General features: G+C 32.4%; 17 protein-coding genes. 3 read left to right on the top strand and 14 right to left on the bottom strand.

What is annotated here, in order from left to right:
• Both C9J35_RS25170 and C9J35_RS15610 read right to left on the bottom strand, forming a co-directional pair.
• Positions 1 to 336, bottom strand: a 336-nt coding sequence (locus tag C9J35_RS25170; RefSeq protein ID WP_153062964.1) for a hypothetical protein, incomplete at its 3' end; no start/stop codon positions are given.
• A 17-nt stretch (positions 337 to 353) separates the two neighbouring features.
• On the bottom strand, positions 354 to 1,568 hold the full coding sequence (locus tag C9J35_RS15610; protein ID WP_107925221.1) for an MFS transporter: 1,215 nt from the start codon (positions 1,566 to 1,568) through the stop codon (positions 354 to 356).
• Positions 1,569 to 1,981: 413 nt separating this feature from the next.
• Between C9J35_RS15610 and C9J35_RS15605 the strand changes: the two genes are divergently transcribed.
• Positions 1,982 to 2,332, top strand: coding sequence for a transposase (locus tag C9J35_RS15605; RefSeq protein ID WP_167395988.1), 351 nt, complete (start codon positions 1,982 to 1,984; stop codon positions 2,330 to 2,332).
• Between the two features lie 244 nt (positions 2,333 to 2,576).
• Here C9J35_RS15605 and C9J35_RS15600 read toward each other — a convergent pair whose 3' ends face one another.
• The 11 genes from C9J35_RS15600 to C9J35_RS25090 form a co-directional block, all read right to left on the bottom strand.
• Positions 2,577 to 3,398: a multinuclear nonheme iron-dependent oxidase gene (locus C9J35_RS15600; protein ID WP_107925219.1), complete on the bottom strand. Its 822-nt coding sequence runs from the start codon at positions 3,396 to 3,398 to the stop codon at positions 2,577 to 2,579.
• A gap of 14 nt (positions 3,399 to 3,412) precedes the next feature.
• The gene (gene asnB / locus C9J35_RS15595; protein ID WP_107925218.1) at positions 3,413 to 5,179 is read right to left on the bottom strand and encodes an asparagine synthase (glutamine-hydrolyzing); all 1,767 of its coding nucleotides are present in this window, start codon (positions 5,177 to 5,179) and stop codon (positions 3,413 to 3,415) included.
• Positions 5,158 to 6,324 (bottom strand): arginase family protein, encoded by a 1,167-nt coding sequence (locus C9J35_RS15590; protein ID WP_107925217.1) that lies wholly within the window; start codon positions 6,322 to 6,324, stop codon positions 5,158 to 5,160. Before C9J35_RS15590 ends, asnB begins: the two co-directional genes overlap by 22 nt.
• Positions 6,325 to 6,387: 63 nt before the next feature.
• The gene (locus tag C9J35_RS23710; protein WP_167395987.1) at positions 6,388 to 6,528 is read right to left on the bottom strand and encodes a hypothetical protein; all 141 of its coding nucleotides are present in this window, start codon (positions 6,526 to 6,528) and stop codon (positions 6,388 to 6,390) included.
• A 40-nt stretch (positions 6,529 to 6,568) separates the two neighbouring features.
• Complete coding sequence (locus tag C9J35_RS23705) at positions 6,569 to 6,709, bottom strand: hypothetical protein (RefSeq protein ID WP_167395987.1); 141 nt, start codon at positions 6,707 to 6,709, stop codon at positions 6,569 to 6,571.
• Between the two features lie 40 nt (positions 6,710 to 6,749).
• Complete coding sequence (locus tag C9J35_RS23700; RefSeq protein ID WP_167395986.1) at positions 6,750 to 6,890, bottom strand: hypothetical protein; 141 nt, start codon at positions 6,888 to 6,890, stop codon at positions 6,750 to 6,752.
• 178 nt (positions 6,891 to 7,068) lie between these two features.
• Positions 7,069 to 7,857 (bottom strand): hypothetical protein, encoded by a 789-nt coding sequence (locus tag C9J35_RS15585; protein ID WP_107925216.1) that lies wholly within the window; start codon positions 7,855 to 7,857, stop codon positions 7,069 to 7,071.
• Entirely contained in the window at positions 7,811 to 8,611 is an 801-nt protein-coding gene (locus C9J35_RS15580) for a hypothetical protein (protein ID WP_054767725.1), read from the bottom strand. The genes C9J35_RS15585 and C9J35_RS15580 overlap by 47 nt, the downstream gene beginning before the upstream one ends.
• Before the next feature lie 803 nt (positions 8,612 to 9,414).
• Positions 9,415 to 9,561 carry a hypothetical protein gene (locus C9J35_RS23695; RefSeq protein ID WP_167395985.1) on the bottom strand — a complete coding sequence of 49 codons (147 nt, stop codon included), beginning with the start codon at positions 9,559 to 9,561 and terminating at the stop codon, positions 9,415 to 9,417.
• Between the two features lie 96 nt (positions 9,562 to 9,657).
• Positions 9,658 to 9,813, bottom strand: a complete 156-nt coding sequence (locus C9J35_RS23690; RefSeq protein WP_167395984.1) for a hypothetical protein — start codon at positions 9,811 to 9,813, stop codon at positions 9,658 to 9,660.
• 289 nt (positions 9,814 to 10,102) lie between these two features.
• Positions 10,103 to 10,252, bottom strand: coding sequence for a DNA topoisomerase III family protein (locus tag C9J35_RS25090; protein ID WP_201262079.1), 150 nt, complete (start codon positions 10,250 to 10,252; stop codon positions 10,103 to 10,105).
• Positions 10,253 to 10,802: 550 nt separating this feature from the next.
• Here C9J35_RS25090 and C9J35_RS15565 point away from each other — a divergent pair.
• Entirely contained in the window at positions 10,803 to 12,407 is a 1,605-nt protein-coding gene (locus tag C9J35_RS15565; RefSeq protein ID WP_107925215.1) for an ABC-F family ATP-binding cassette domain-containing protein, read from the top strand.
• A gap of 197 nt (positions 12,408 to 12,604) precedes the next feature.
• Here the strand turns inward: C9J35_RS15565 and C9J35_RS15560 are convergent, their stop codons facing one another.
• Complete coding sequence (locus tag C9J35_RS15560) at positions 12,605 to 13,078, bottom strand: DinB family protein (protein WP_054767723.1); 474 nt, start codon at positions 13,076 to 13,078, stop codon at positions 12,605 to 12,607.
• Positions 13,079 to 13,312: 234 nt separating this feature from the next.
• Here C9J35_RS15560 and C9J35_RS15555 point away from each other — a divergent pair, with 234 nt between their 5' ends.
• Positions 13,313 to 14,308 carry a S66 family peptidase gene (locus C9J35_RS15555; protein ID WP_107925214.1) on the top strand — a complete coding sequence of 332 codons (996 nt, stop codon included), beginning with the start codon at positions 13,313 to 13,315 and terminating at the stop codon, positions 14,306 to 14,308.
• Positions 14,309 to 14,333: the final 25 nt, after the last annotated feature.

The following is a 14,333-nucleotide window of genomic DNA, read 5'->3' as shown; positions in this document are numbered from 1 at the left end:
GTCGGCAGCGTCAGATGTGTATAAGAGACAGCTATTTAATTCTAAAATAAATTTATTGTAGTAATGAGGTAAGTTTATTAAGTATTGAGATTCTAAAATTTTTTTGTCTATTTTTAAATTCAATACTTTAATTATATTTATCACTTTATTATCAATTAAGGTCTCTTTTGTTGAACCTTTATTTCTCTGTTCCTCTAGATATATATAATTAAACTGCCTATTAATACTTTCTCTTAATTTAGAATACTCTAGTATGGTTTTCTCTAATTTGTCAGAGTTATTTATTTCAACATTTATTAAAGGTAAGTATTGATTTACAATTTCTTTTATATCCAAAGGTTCACACCCTTTCATTATATATATGAATTAGATTTGGAATTTTTGTTATATTGTTGAAAAACAGAATTTATGAGTAACAAAATAGTTAAAAGTAGAAAAGGAATAGGTGCCAATATTAAAATTAATCCGGGATCATAAAATTCTGTTAGTATTGGTAACACCAAGGTTATCAAAGAGAATAGAATACCATCTATTGCATCAGCTAACGAAATAATTTTCCCCCTTATGTGATTAGGAACTGATTGTAATTCAACATCCAATAAATTAGCAGGCAAATCTTTTGATATCCAAATCAGTAAATACAGAATGTAACCCCAAAAGAAAGGTGATAATGGAATTAATAGTGTTGATATACACATAATTATTATTGGAATAAAAAAACCAACTAAATGTTTCCCTTTATCAAAAAATAACTTATACCATTTGTATGAAAAATATGAACCAATCATCATTCCTACTGCGGATAAAATTCTATAAATTCCATAAAAATCTTCACCGCCATCTTTAGCTGTTCCTAAAGTTGGAATTAACAATGTGTCCGATAATGCTAAGCATCCCCATAATAATGTCGATCCCATCACTAACCCAAATATCTTTTTGCTTTGCCACATAAATTTTAATGCTTCGATTAGTGTACTACTTTCTTCTTCATTATCTTGGTCTATTAATCGTTTTTTATTGGGAATTCCAAACCAACAAACTAACGCAAATACAAGAAATGATACTGCATTTAATGAAAAAATTAAAGATATATTATTAAGAAAAATACCATATGCGGCTATAGTTGCACCTATCACTCTAGCAAATCCACCAAAAAATCCAAACCACCTATTTATATTAGGTAATTCTTTCTCTTCAACAATTAGTGGAATACTTGACAAAAATGCAGGTCTAAACAACATCTTAATAAAACTAGCAATCGTTGCTATTATAAGGATAATTGTATAATTCTCATGAGAGATTAAAAGCAATATACTCATAAAAGCTAAAGTTAGATTAACGCTAACTGTAATAGTTCTTCTTGATACTTTATCTGCAAAATAACCAGAAAAGGGACCTATTATCAATTCAGGGACAAACCGTAAAAATAAAAAAAGGCCAAAAAGAAAACCTGATTGGGTAATGGTAAAGACAAAAGTTGCTAAGGCAATACCTTCAGCCATATCGCCTAGCTTTGAAAAAGAATCTGATGCAATTAACAGTCTTACTTTATTTTTATCTTTTGTCACTAAATCTCTCCTATACTATAAATTTAATCTACTCATATTAACGAACTATCATTAAAATCTCCAAACTCTTTTAATAAATCAAATCCATTTCTTAAACCACTTGTTATTTGATTTAACCTTAATCTTACATCTTCAGATTTATTATATTTATTAATACTTTCTAATAAAATATACATTCTAGAATAAACATAACATCCATGGTACACACCAATAAGAAGACGAGAGTCGTTTCTCCAAGGAACATTATTAACATAAAAATTTGGATTATTAAGAGTTTTGTTGCTAAAATTGCATTTATTCTTATATGACTAGAAAAACTACTGTACATAGACAGATCTACTAAAATTAAATGCTTAAAAATTCTCTGGAGACATACCTCGGTTAAATCAGTAGAATTGAGTATAAGGGAGGACGTGTACGACCATGAGTTAAAAAAGTACGAAAAAGAATTCAAGCAAACTGTAGTCAACCTTTATCGCTCGGGTACACCGGTCAATCGACCAGCTAGCGAATACGGTGTATCAAAAATCACGATTTACAAATGGATTAAACTCCATTCTCCAATTGAGGGAACTGGGGAGTTAACTGCAGCTGAAAAAGCTGCTACCCAGAAGGAAAATCTTCGCTTAAAACAAGATGTAGATATACTAAAAAAGGGTATGACCATATTCGCGCAAAAAACGAAACAAGAGGGCAAAGAAATCTACCCCCACACATTTTTGGGGCGCAACATCCATGCATTTTCCGCTCTACATCCCGAGTAGGTGGTCAAAGGCTCTTTTCACTTTGACGGGCTACTTGGGATGTGGAACACTCCAAAAATGGACGTTACGCAAGACAAAAAATTAACTTAAGTGAGTCCGAAATCTTGACGCAGAGCCAATTCTAGATTTTCAGGTTTTTTTAAGGTTTGTACTCCCTTTACTAGTCCCTCTTTAATGCTTCCTTAATTCATTTTTTTGAATTAAGGAACCATCAAGTTGTGAGCACTTATTAAATTTACTTGGCTCAGGCTATCACTCCGGAACTTTTATATTTGGCAACTAACTCACTTAACTTTAAGACATTTTCTTTATACGACTTAAAATCATTATTACTATATTCCATTGTTATTCCTTTAATTGTAGGGAATGTATTTAGACATAACTCAAGAGCATTCCACTCATCAATCTTTGATCTGTCAGTGTCTGTGAAACCTTCTGCTCCTATATGAAGTTCTAATACTTTTACATCCTTTAATAGTTCAACAATTTCTTTAAAAGATACTCCTGTATTTTTAGCTGTTGTTAAACAATGTGGGATATCGAAGATTATTGGTACATCTGTGTTTAAAGATACATCCTTTAGGAGTTTATAATCACTTAAACCATCTTCATTATTTAACGACCAATAACGAGGTCCCATTTCCATTACAACAGGTATTTCAAATCTTTCAATAAAATTCAATACCCTTTCTCCTAATCTATCTGATAAACTGCTATCTATAACTGGAGGGAATATATAATTAAAATCAATACCACTACTAGTACCTAATATGCTTACATGGTCACCTAGCCAATGACAATTTAAATCCTTTGCTTGTTGAAAAATGTGATTCACTAACTTCTCATTTAAATGCTTTTCATCAGCAAGTGGTAGTAAACTACTATGAGCTACTTTAGGAATATTGAGTGGTACATTATCAAAATTAGAAGGAGGATGTACTTCTAAATAATTTAATGTTGGATCTAGCTCTTTAGCAAAATGAATAAAATCATCTTCTTCTACCCAGGCTACTCCTACACCTAAAAATGGAATTGCATTAACTTTTTCAATAATTTTTTTATTCATAATAGACCTTCCTTTTATACAATTTTAATTGAATTTTTTTCACACCAAAGAGATACTGAGAATATATACCAAAGTGTTTTAAATTTAGCATATAAAACAATACTTTCCTTTGTCTTGTCCATTAAACTTTGTTTACTTTCAAAACAATCAATTATTTCCTTCGTATTTATATATTCTTTAAGAGGACCATTAATTATCTGGTTAAATGCAACCTTTGATAATTCACCATACTTCATCCAAAGAAATACTGGATGAGGGAACCCACATTTTTTTCGATTATTAATTACAGATGGTAAATACTCTTTGCTTAGGTTCCTAATTAGCTCTTTGTTCTCATCAGGTAATTCACTAAAAGCTTTTTTAATTAAAGATTGGTCTAACAAAGGTACTCGACATTCAACACCCGAGTACATAGTACCAAGATCTACTCTTGGTAGAGCATCCGCCTCTAAGTGAAGCATACCAAAATGTCTTAAGCCATGACTAAGCTCTTTCTTCCCAGTGAATTCCTCTATTATCCTTTTTCTTTTTTTCTTAGCCTTATAAGAAATCTCATCTATACTACCCCATTTAAAATTCAAAAATTCACTAACAAATGGCATTCTCATCCATTCATCAAATTCTTCTACACTGGATGCATGCAACCACTCATAACTACCGAATACTTCGTCACTTCCAGTACCAGATAATGAAGTTATTATTCCTTTAGAGTGCATCTCTTTACCTAAACGATGATACGCTACTATGGTAGGATCCATAGACATTCCATCTTGCTTAGAAATAGCAGTCGGTAAAATTTCTAAAAATTCCTTTTCAGTTAATGTAATTTCATGCAAAGGTATTGAAAAATGATTACATACATATTTGCTGAAGGGTAACTCCGAAAATGAATATTCTTCGAAGCTTTCATACTGTAAAGTAAAAGCCTCTATTGTCGCACCTTCATTAATGCATTTAGCCATAACTGCACTTGAATCTACACCACCGGATAAAAGCATCCCCATTTTAGTACCTTTTTCAATATTATTAGTTATAGATTTAGCAAAAACCTCTTCTAAAGTTATACCAGAGTTAGGATCGTTATTATATTCCTCGCGTTGCTGGTATATAGTTTGTATTCTATTACTTTTCAAATCGTACTCTAATAATTCCCCAGGGCTAATTTTCTTTATATTTCCTATTAATGTTTCTGGTTCTAAAATTGTATTTCGATATAATAAGTATTCCATTAAAACTTCTGATTTCACATAAATGTCAACACTTAATTCCTTTAGTACATTTAATAAAGATGGGAATTCTGATGAAAAAACTAAATATCCATGCATTGATAAAGAAAAATAAAGTGGTTTTACTCCCGGATAATCTCTGTACAGATATATTTTATTTTCAAGTACATTAAAAGCAGCAATTGCAAACATTCCATTTAATTTTTTTAAAAAGTCTATTCCTTCTTCTTCTAAACCTACTGAAATAGTTTCAGTGTCCGACTGTGTATTCCAATCTTTAAATTTTAACTTTTGTCTTAAACATTCATGATTTGTTACTTCTCCATTAAATAACAAAATCCAATTATTAGAATTAGAAAAATAAGGTTGATTTGCAATAGCCCTAGGGTCTTTTACAGCTAGCCTCGTTGAATAAAAAATAAGGTGATTTTGAATTATATAATTCTGATAATCAGGTCCCCTATGTTTTAAGGATTCTTCAATAAGTTTAATAAACGAATCAGAATTAATACTTTCTTTCACATTATTTCCGATTATTCCAAAAATTCCACACATTTTTCTTCTCTGCTTTCTTCGTATTTTCCCAAACTTAAACCAAGGCTAATTAATAATAACCTTAATACTATTTGTCCAGTAATAAAACCTACATCTTTATCAGGGTTATATTCAGTAACATCACCACAATTAATATTAGTTATTTTGTTTAATTCGTATAATTCTTCCTCAAGTTTTTCTAGCGTATTTCCTTTCGGTACAGGAGTTGATACCCCTGGAGCTATGCTAAAATCGAGGTAATCTAAATCTATTGAGCAATATACTATTGTATTTTTAAATACTGAAGATGCTATTTCTTTTACAGAATTTATATACTGAATTTTTTTAGTACTAAAACTGGTGTTACTTAAAGAGAGTACGCCCCTTCTTCCAACCTGAAATATATTTTTCACCTCATCAAATTCTGAAATTCTTGCAATAAAGTTAGAGTTATCAATAAACACTTTATTATTCCCTGCATCAACATGTGCATCAAAATAAACTAATGTAATATTATTATTACCTTTATTTATTAGAGATTTTATTCCCCCATATGTAATTGAATGATCCCCCCCAATCATCCAAAATTTATCACTAACTTTTTTATTTTGAGCAATATTACTTGCTAATAACTCCAAGAAATTGTTATCTGTAAATTTGTCATCTATATAAAAGCTATTTAAATTAGTTCCATTCAGAAGTTTATATTTACTATTCCAAAGATCATTAACTAACCAACCCTCTATACCGGTTAGATTCGAGTTTAAGCTAGTTTCATACGCATCACTTATTCTTCGTATAACATCTGGTCCTTTTCTTGAACCAAGTGATATGTTATTTCCGCTATCATAACCAACTAGTATTATTGATCCATCTACTGAATTATTAGAGATATTTACTGTATCCCCAAACATTGTAATGGGATTCAAAATTTGTAAAGGCTTATCTAACTCCCTAAAAACCCCATTAATTTTCATAAGTTTTTTTATCTCATTAGAATCCAGTTTATCTAAAAGGAAATCAGGAAATTCTTTACCTAAGTATTCTCGCAATTGATACCAAGTATTTTTTCGAAACCAACACTTCAAATTATTCTGATTATTTTTCAATAAAACCAAATCATTTTCATGTTTTATTGCATGTAACCTAGAACTGATATGATACATATAGAGGTATCCTCCATGAATATATATATAACCCACTGGACAACAGTTGATTGGAACTATCTATTAATTGTCTACACGGTCTCTTAAAAGAGGACCTAAAATCGAATCTGGAATTTCGCTCTCTACATCACTTTCTGAAAAGAAATTTGGTGTAATCTCTTCTTCTAGTTCTTTTAGTTTTTCTTCAACTTTTTTATTATCCATAATTATTTCCCTCCTTCATTAGTAATGCTTTATAAACACTTTAATTATCTACACGGTCTCTTAAAAGAGGACCTAAAATTGAATCTGGAATTTCACTTTCTACATCACTTTCTGAAAAGAAATTTGGTGTAATCTCTTCTTCTAGTTCTTTTAGTTTTTCTTCAACTTTTTTATTATCCATATTATTTCCCTCCTTCATTAGTAATGCTTTATTAAACACTTTAATTATCTACACGGTCTCTTAAAAGAGGACCTAAAATTGAATCTGGAATTTCACTTTCTACATCACTTTCTGAAAAAAAACTTGGTGTAATCTCTTCTTCTAGTTCTTTTAGTTTTTCTTCAACTTTTTTATTATCCATATTATTTCTCTCCTTCATTAGTAATGCTTTATTAAACACTTTAATTATCTACACGGTCTCTTGAATGAAGACCTAAAATTGAATCTTTCTGAAAAGAAATTTGGTGTAATCTCTTTTTCTGGTTCTTTTAGTTTTTCTTCAACTTTTTTATTGTCCAGTGAGGCTATAACAAAGTAAATTATTTAATACCAAAAAATTTATTTAATAAATCTTTGTCAATTACATTTAAATCATTAGTTAATATCCCTATATTATTAGCTTGTTCAAAAAATTGTAACTCACTACTATCTATAGTAATATTTCTTTCATTCTCCAACACAGTTAACACTCTGTATGTAGATTCATTAATTCTGTAAACCTTGCCCTTCGACCCCACAACATAATATTCAATATTGCGTTTAATCTTGTTATTATTTTCAAGTATATTCAGCACACCATGTTCACTTTTTATTAGCGATACATTTCGAGCAAGATATACTGGTTTATTAATATCATAGACTTTTTTATTTGAAGGAATATAAGACGCTTTAAAAATAGAATACTCCAATTCACTTAACTCTTTGATATAAATAGGAATATCAATATTATTAACAATATAATTATAAAAAGAAGTCCCCTTTTCTGAACCCTTTCCGAATCCAGCTGGATGTTCTAAACTACAATTAACATCCCATAAATAGTCTGAAGATAAGTACTCTTGGAAAAATTTATTATAAATAAACTCTTCTGTAGGGTCCATTTCATTCAATTTTTCAATAGTTTTTTTAAATATAGGAGCAACCATTTTTAATATTTGCTTCCAACGCCCTCTTTTTTCAGCATTTAATGAATCTACATTAATATTTAATATTTCTTCATAGTTATTATGTTTTATCATATCTGTAAAAGGACTATTAGGATCATCAATATTCCATTTAGGATCAATACTTAAACGTACTAATATGTCTTGCTTTTTCAATTTCTCCATTTAAATCACCTCTAATTTTATTAAGCTTTCTTAAATCATTGATAATTTGGTTATCTGATGATAGACGATCTGTTTTCAAAATAGGAAGAGTGTTTCGAAAATACTTTTTATATGTTAACCAAACATCTTCCTTAATCTCGGTACATGCACAAGTCATGTAAATACCTGCCTCATCAAAACGATAAGATTCTAACCATGTAATATCTACAACTTCACTAATAGATTTTAAAGATAAACTATCTTGTTCTAGATTCAAATTTTTCAGATCACACATAACCTCAGCAAGGTCAATTGAAATCTTGCTTGATGTTAAACCCCTTAGATTTTTAAGAAGTTTAATGTAATTAGCGATTGGAAGCCAAGGAGTCCTAATAGGATGAAATGCAATTTCTATCTCATTCAAATTAGCAAATTCTTCTATGCATTTCACTTGATTATTATTTATTTCTGCTAATTCTATTCCTTTAGGATCAAAATAACACTCTCCTTGTCCCCAAATACCCAATTTAAAAATTATTAATCTTGGATTGAAATATTTAATAGTCCGCTTAACTTCATTTAACATATTTTCATGATTATTCCACGGTAGTGTGAATATAGGTTTAACAAAATCATTACTCTTTAATCTTACGGACTCTCTTTCCCTTCCCGTTAGAGGAATACTTACAACAATTGATTCGGAGGAATCTTCTATCAACTTAGCTTGTCTTACTATTTCATCTGAATCCTCTAAAAAGATAGCACAACCTTTCACATGCACCTCACCCTTTTTTGAATATAATGTAATAACTAGAAAATATTGTAACACAACTTTGATTTAATTTTCAAACTATTTTATTTTTAATATCTAAATACATATATGTAATTTACAAGTCACAATACCTAATATATCCATAATTTAAATAAATCTCAAACTATACACCATATCAATAGACTTAAATAAATCTGAAAAATGTGTGATATTATCTCTTTAAGTAAATAATGTTAAATAATCTACAATAATCTGTAGTTAACTTTTACTTAAAAAAACTATTCTTAACTAGAAAAATAATTCGTATACAAATGAGTCTAAAGTATTCCATTGCCAAACAATCTGGCTATTTAAAATAAACACAAGTCGAACAATAGGGGAAAAATTTAAAGAAATGGGATCAATTGAAGCGTATAATTGTCTACAAACTACAGGTTCTGAAGCCACTGGTGTAACATATTCATTTTAAGAGCGTAGAAGAAGAGCGGGTTTACTATAAAGCACAGGCTGAATACTTAAAAAAGCAGTATCCAAATCTGTAAATGGGGGAATGCCAACATATTCAGAACGATATCTAAGAATATCGACACCAGTTGGCTGCATAGTCTCTTTTAAAGCTGTCTACTTGACCAGGGTAACCCCTACAAGCAAGAAGATGCTCTGTAAAAGAGGGATTAAAGCACTTGTGCCATCGATAAACTTTGAAAAAATAGTTTCCATCTTCCTTTTCTGTATATATGCTTCCATTTGTGGAATTACTTCTTTAGCACGATTAGTGTTGAGACGATCTCGGATAATCGACTCCTTTATGTATGTAATATATTCTTTTTTTCTTCATCCGTACATGAGTCGAATGTATTCCATCTATCAAAGAACTGTTTATCTGCTTCTGTAATTGGTACATTCGTATGGAACTCATAGTCATCAATTGATTCCCCAGTTTCAGAAGCCACTAAAAACTTATGTAAAAATTATAAAGAGTGTGACAAATAGAGGAATGCGTTCTATTGAAATCAGAATTTTTATAAAATTTAGCTTCTACACTTTTTTTATTTCCCTTGTTTAAAAACTCGAACATCCGCGCCTTGTTCAATCCCTACTAAATCATTAATATCCCCATTAGAAAGCAGGTTTGAAATTTCCCGAACTGCTAATAATAAATAACCGGCTATACTTGCTGGTACATCCGTTATAGAATTTGTCATATAATCCCCCTCTTTCTTGAAGATTAATATATTAAAGATTTGCTTTAGTGAAGTTAATTTGGGTGTAAGAAAATTTTATGGAGAAGAATTTTTTATTTAGATTTCAGTAAATTAAAGAGCTTATCAATTAGTAAATAGACTATTTTGGTAAGCTTTTACTTATGTGCAAGTTATAAAAATAATTATGTGCATTATTAAAACGCAAGATAGAACTTAAATAAATAGCTTTTATAGCATTTAGGATTTATGTGCTTGCCGTTTTGTAGAGATACATCCTTATCACATCCATTTATTCCAATTTCCCATTATTAATCAATTTCTTCACAGCATTAAATTGGATTTTTTTGTCCTCAGATACTTTATATTCAAATCGATTAGGAATAATCGGTAAATTTTTAAAATCCCATCTTTTCCATTCTTCCTTATAATATGCTGGCATTTTTAAACCAACCAAATGACCAATACCCCATGTGATAATTTCACAGTCTGGAAAAGTGCTGCATGGCTTTAATTTCCCTTTTTGCTACTTCAAATGCTTCTGCATACGCTTTGGCTTGTGAGGGTTTTTCTGCTAATATACATAAGCTTCCCATTTTAATGACCACCTTTGTTTTCTGATTTATTCGTTACTGGTTGCTGCACATCTTTTTCTCTCCAAGGATAAAAATTTTGTAAGTTCTAAATCTCATTTTCAAACTCGATAGAGTTTGGCAGGAATTTTTCCATTAATTTCTTATATGAATGTGAAAGTAATTTCGGAAAGACTTGGGAATACGCCTGATATGATTTTTAAAGTGTATGGGCATGTTTTGAAAGAAATGGAAGTGGAAGCTGTTTCTTTATTCAGTAACAGTTTATAGGTAGCTGGAGCAGGAACTGAGGCCAAGCAATAGCTCTATTAACGATAAACGTTGATTTAATAATGTTTATAGACTATGGAACATATTTCATGATATACTAGAGCCATTGTGAAAAAAGGAGGAACTTGCATGATTCAAGTAAGTAATGTAGGTCTTCGCTATGGCGATCGTAAACTATTTGAAGACGTAAATATAAAATTCACACCTGGGAATTGCTACGGTTTAATCGGAGCAAACGGAGCTGGTAAATCAACATTCCTAAAAATTCTTTCTGGTGAAATTGAAGCCCAAGAAGGAAATGTATCAATGGGGAAGGACGAACGCTTATCAGTCCTTAAACAAAACCATTTCGAATACGATGAATTCAATGTATTAGATACAGTTGTAATGGGGAATAAACGTCTTTGGGAAGTAAAAGCAGAAAAAGACGCAATCTATGCAAAAGAAGACTTCTCTGATGAAGATGGCATGCGTGCTGCGGAATTAGAGGGTGAATTCGCTGACCTAAATGGTTGGGAAGCTGACTCAGAAGCAGCAACATTATTAAACGGCTTAGGGATTGGCGACGAGCTTCATTACATGCTAATGGCTGACCTCGAAGGTTCTGACAAGGTTAAAGTCTTATTAGCACAAGCTCTATTTGGTAAACCAGACGTTCTATTACTAGATGAGCCTACCAACCACCTTGACTTAAAAGCTATCCAATGGTTAGAAGAATTTTTAATTAACTTTGAAAATACGGTTATAGTCGTATCCCATGACCGTCACTTCTTAAACAAAGTATGTACACATATTGCGGACCTTGATTTCTCTAAAATCCAATTATACGTTGGGAACTATGACTTCTGGTATGAGTCTAGCCAATTAGCACAGAAAATGATGGCAGACCAAAACAAGAAGAAAGAAGAAAAAATTAAAGAGCTTCAAGCATTCGTTGCTCGTTTCTCTGCGAACGCTTCTAAATCAAGCCAAGCTACTTCTCGTAAGAAAATGTTGGATAAAATTGAACTTGATGACATTAAACCATCTAGCCGTAAATATCCATTCATCAACTTCCAAACTGGTCGTGAAATCGGTAATGATGTGTTAACGGTTGATGGCCTTTCAGCAAGTAATGAAGGCGAAGCACTTTTTAAAGATATTCGCTTCTCAATGAACAAAGAGGATAAAATCATTTTACTGGGTAACCCAATGGCGAAAACGGCTCTTCTTGATATTCTAATGGATGAAAGAAAAGCAGATGCTGGTACAGTTAAATGGGGCGTGACAACATCTCAAAGCTACTTTGAAAACGATCACGATAAATACTTCGAAGGTTCAGAGAAATCATTAGTGGAATGGTTACGTCAATATTCACCTGATGATGAAACTGAAAGCTTCCTACGCGGCTTCTTAGGTCGTATGTTATTCTCTGGTGAAGAAGTGAAAAAGTCCCCTTCTGTTTTATCAGGGGGCGAAAAAGTTCGTTGTATGCTGTCAAAAATGATGCTTGCCACTGCAAACGTTATTTTACTTGACGAGCCAACGAACCATCTTGACCTTGAGTCTATCCAAGCACTTAACGAAGGCTTAATCCGCTTCAAAGGCGCGATGATCTTTACATCTCATGACCATCAGTTCATCCAAACAATTGCCAACCGTGTCATCGAAATTCGTGAGGACGGCTCAATTTTAGATAAACTATTAACGTATGATGAGTTTCTTGAATGGAAAGATAGCCAAGGTTTAAGCTAAACTGTCGCTCAACACATCCAGTGAATTGTCTACATTGATAAATACTGCAAATTATCTTCTCCCCCAACTTTCCGGGGGAGTTTTTATTTATGAATTTTCCTGCATGCGAGGCGAATAATTTTTTTACATACAACACGTATTTTAACGGTACCCTGTTGTACAAAAATAGCAGATACTCTACGTATCTGCCATTTTGATTACTTTTGCATTTCTTTGGTCGGACCCATTACACCTGGTACTTGTAAACCTGCCTGACGTAGTAGTACCGTCATTTGACCACGATGATGTGTCTGATGATTTAATAGTGTACGCAATAATGCTCCTCGCGCAATTGGACCATCAAAACCTTTAACTTCCTCTAGCAAATCTTCATTTGATAGCTTTGCTACTTCTTCTTTCACACTATTTGCAGCTTTTTCATAGACAGCAACAATTTCAGCCGCCGTTGTAGGTACTGGATCTTCTTGACGAAGCATCGGCACTTGTAGACCAGCTAAGTAGCTAAAATAACCGATTGCACCCGCTAAATGCCACCCTAACCAACCGAGTGTACTATGACCTTCCACAATACTTTGCTCTAATTTTTCATCTGTTACTGCTTTTAGTACTTGAATAGTCCCTACTGATGCATTAGACCATTCAGTTAGAAAATCATCTACTTGACGATACATATAAACGCCCCCCTATTTTTGGCTTAACTCTATCATATTAAAATCCCCACTTTCTAGCAAGTTTCCTCCTTTTCGTTAGTTTACATAATATTATTACGCGAAATCTTACTTTCTACTACAGTAATGTATTTCAGTTAATTTTTACAGCTCTTTCATAAAGTTATCATAATCTCCCTTATATTTGTAAAGTCATGTATAATGGCATAAACTTATGTAATTAGAAAGAGGTATGTTATGTTTTCCCCATTAAACAAGGGCGATACAATTGGGATATACTCACCGTCAAAGCCCGCTTCGGTAATCGCACAAGCACGCTATGAACGAGGTAAGGCCCGTTTACATGCTCTTGGCTTCACTCTTAAAGAAGGTGTATTGACTGGAAAGAGTGATTTTTATCGCTCTGGTACACCAAAGGAACGTGCTGAAGAGCTGAATGCCTTGCTGCGAGACCCCAATATCAAAATGATTCTACCGACAATGGGCGGGACAAACGCCAATAGTATGCTGCCTTATGTAGATTACGAGGCATTTCAACAACATCCTAAAATACTTATCGGATTATCAGATGTTACAGCAATCCTACTTGCGCTTTATGCTAAGACAGGTATCCCTGTATTTTATGGCCCGTCTGTTGCTTCCACTTTCGGCGAATTTCCACCATTAGTTCATTATACAGAGCAATACTTTAAAGAACTTTTTGTAGATTCGCTCACGTTCCCCTATGTCATGCCAATGCCGCCTATTTGGACAGATGACCGCTTAAATTGGCTAGAAAAAACAACAGAAAAATTGCACCATCGGAATTCATGGATTACTGTCGAGCATGGTGTAGCTGAAGGACGATTAATTGGCGGGAATGTCAATACTATGTATGGTTTTATCGGAACACCTTACTTCCCTCAAATCGAAGAAGGTGATATTTTACTATTAGAAGACACATCAAAAACAATCGCAGTGGTGGAGAAAAATTTTGCTATGTTAAAAATGCATGGCATCTTTGACAAAGCTTCAGCCATTATTTTAGGTAAGCATGAACAATATGATGATTTAGGGACAGGCCGACAGCCATATGATGTGTTACTCGAACAGCTTGATGGAAACTTCATTCCTATTTTAGCTGAGGTAGACTGTTGTCATACGCATCCACTTCATTCTATGCCACTTGGCTTACGAGTACGTGTCGACACGACAAATAAACGCATTACCTTTATGGAAAACTGGTTTTCATAATATTCGTATAACAAAGAGACTTCGC

The organism is Lysinibacillus parviboronicapiens (genome assembly GCF_003049575.1).
Lineage (GTDB): Bacteria > Bacillota > Bacilli > Bacillales_A > Planococcaceae > Lysinibacillus > Lysinibacillus parviboronicapiens.
This window is presented reverse-complemented; position numbering and strand designations above follow the sequence as displayed.

Bases quoted from the DNA above. Each gene is read 5' to 3' on its own strand.
- C9J35_RS23700 (WP_167395986.1), bottom strand. From the start codon at position 6,890: ATGGATAATAAAAAAGTTGAAGAAAAACTAAAAGAACTAGAAGAAGAG.
- C9J35_RS23710 (WP_167395987.1), bottom strand. From the start codon at position 6,528: ATGGATAATAAAAAAGTTGAAGAAAAACTAAAAGAACTAGAAGAAGAG.
- C9J35_RS15565 (WP_107925215.1), top strand. From the start codon at position 10,803: ATGATTCAAGTAAGTAATGTAGGTCTTCGCTATGGCGATCGTAAACTA.
- C9J35_RS15585 (WP_107925216.1), bottom strand. From the start codon at position 7,857: ATGGAGAAATTGAAAAAGCAAGACATATTAGTACGTTTAAGTATTGAT.
- C9J35_RS23705 (WP_167395987.1), bottom strand. From the start codon at position 6,709: ATGGATAATAAAAAAGTTGAAGAAAAACTAAAAGAACTAGAAGAAGAG.
- C9J35_RS23690 (WP_167395984.1), bottom strand. From the start codon at position 9,813: ATGACAAATTCTATAACGGATGTACCAGCAAGTATAGCCGGTTATTTA.
- C9J35_RS15560 (WP_054767723.1), bottom strand. From the start codon at position 13,078: ATGTATCGTCAAGTAGATGATTTTCTAACTGAATGGTCTAATGCATCA.
- C9J35_RS15590 (WP_107925217.1), bottom strand. From the start codon at position 6,324: ATGTATCATATCAGTTCTAGGTTACATGCAATAAAACATGAAAATGAT.
- C9J35_RS25090 (WP_201262079.1), bottom strand. From the start codon at position 10,252: ATGCCAGCATATTATAAGGAAGAATGGAAAAGATGGGATTTTAAAAAT.
- C9J35_RS15600 (WP_107925219.1), bottom strand. From the start codon at position 3,398: ATGAATAAAAAAATTATTGAAAAAGTTAATGCAATTCCATTTTTAGGT.
- asnB (WP_107925218.1), bottom strand. From the start codon at position 5,179: ATGTGTGGAATTTTTGGAATAATCGGAAATAATGTGAAAGAAAGTATT.
- C9J35_RS15555 (WP_107925214.1), top strand. From the start codon at position 13,313: ATGTTTTCCCCATTAAACAAGGGCGATACAATTGGGATATACTCACCG.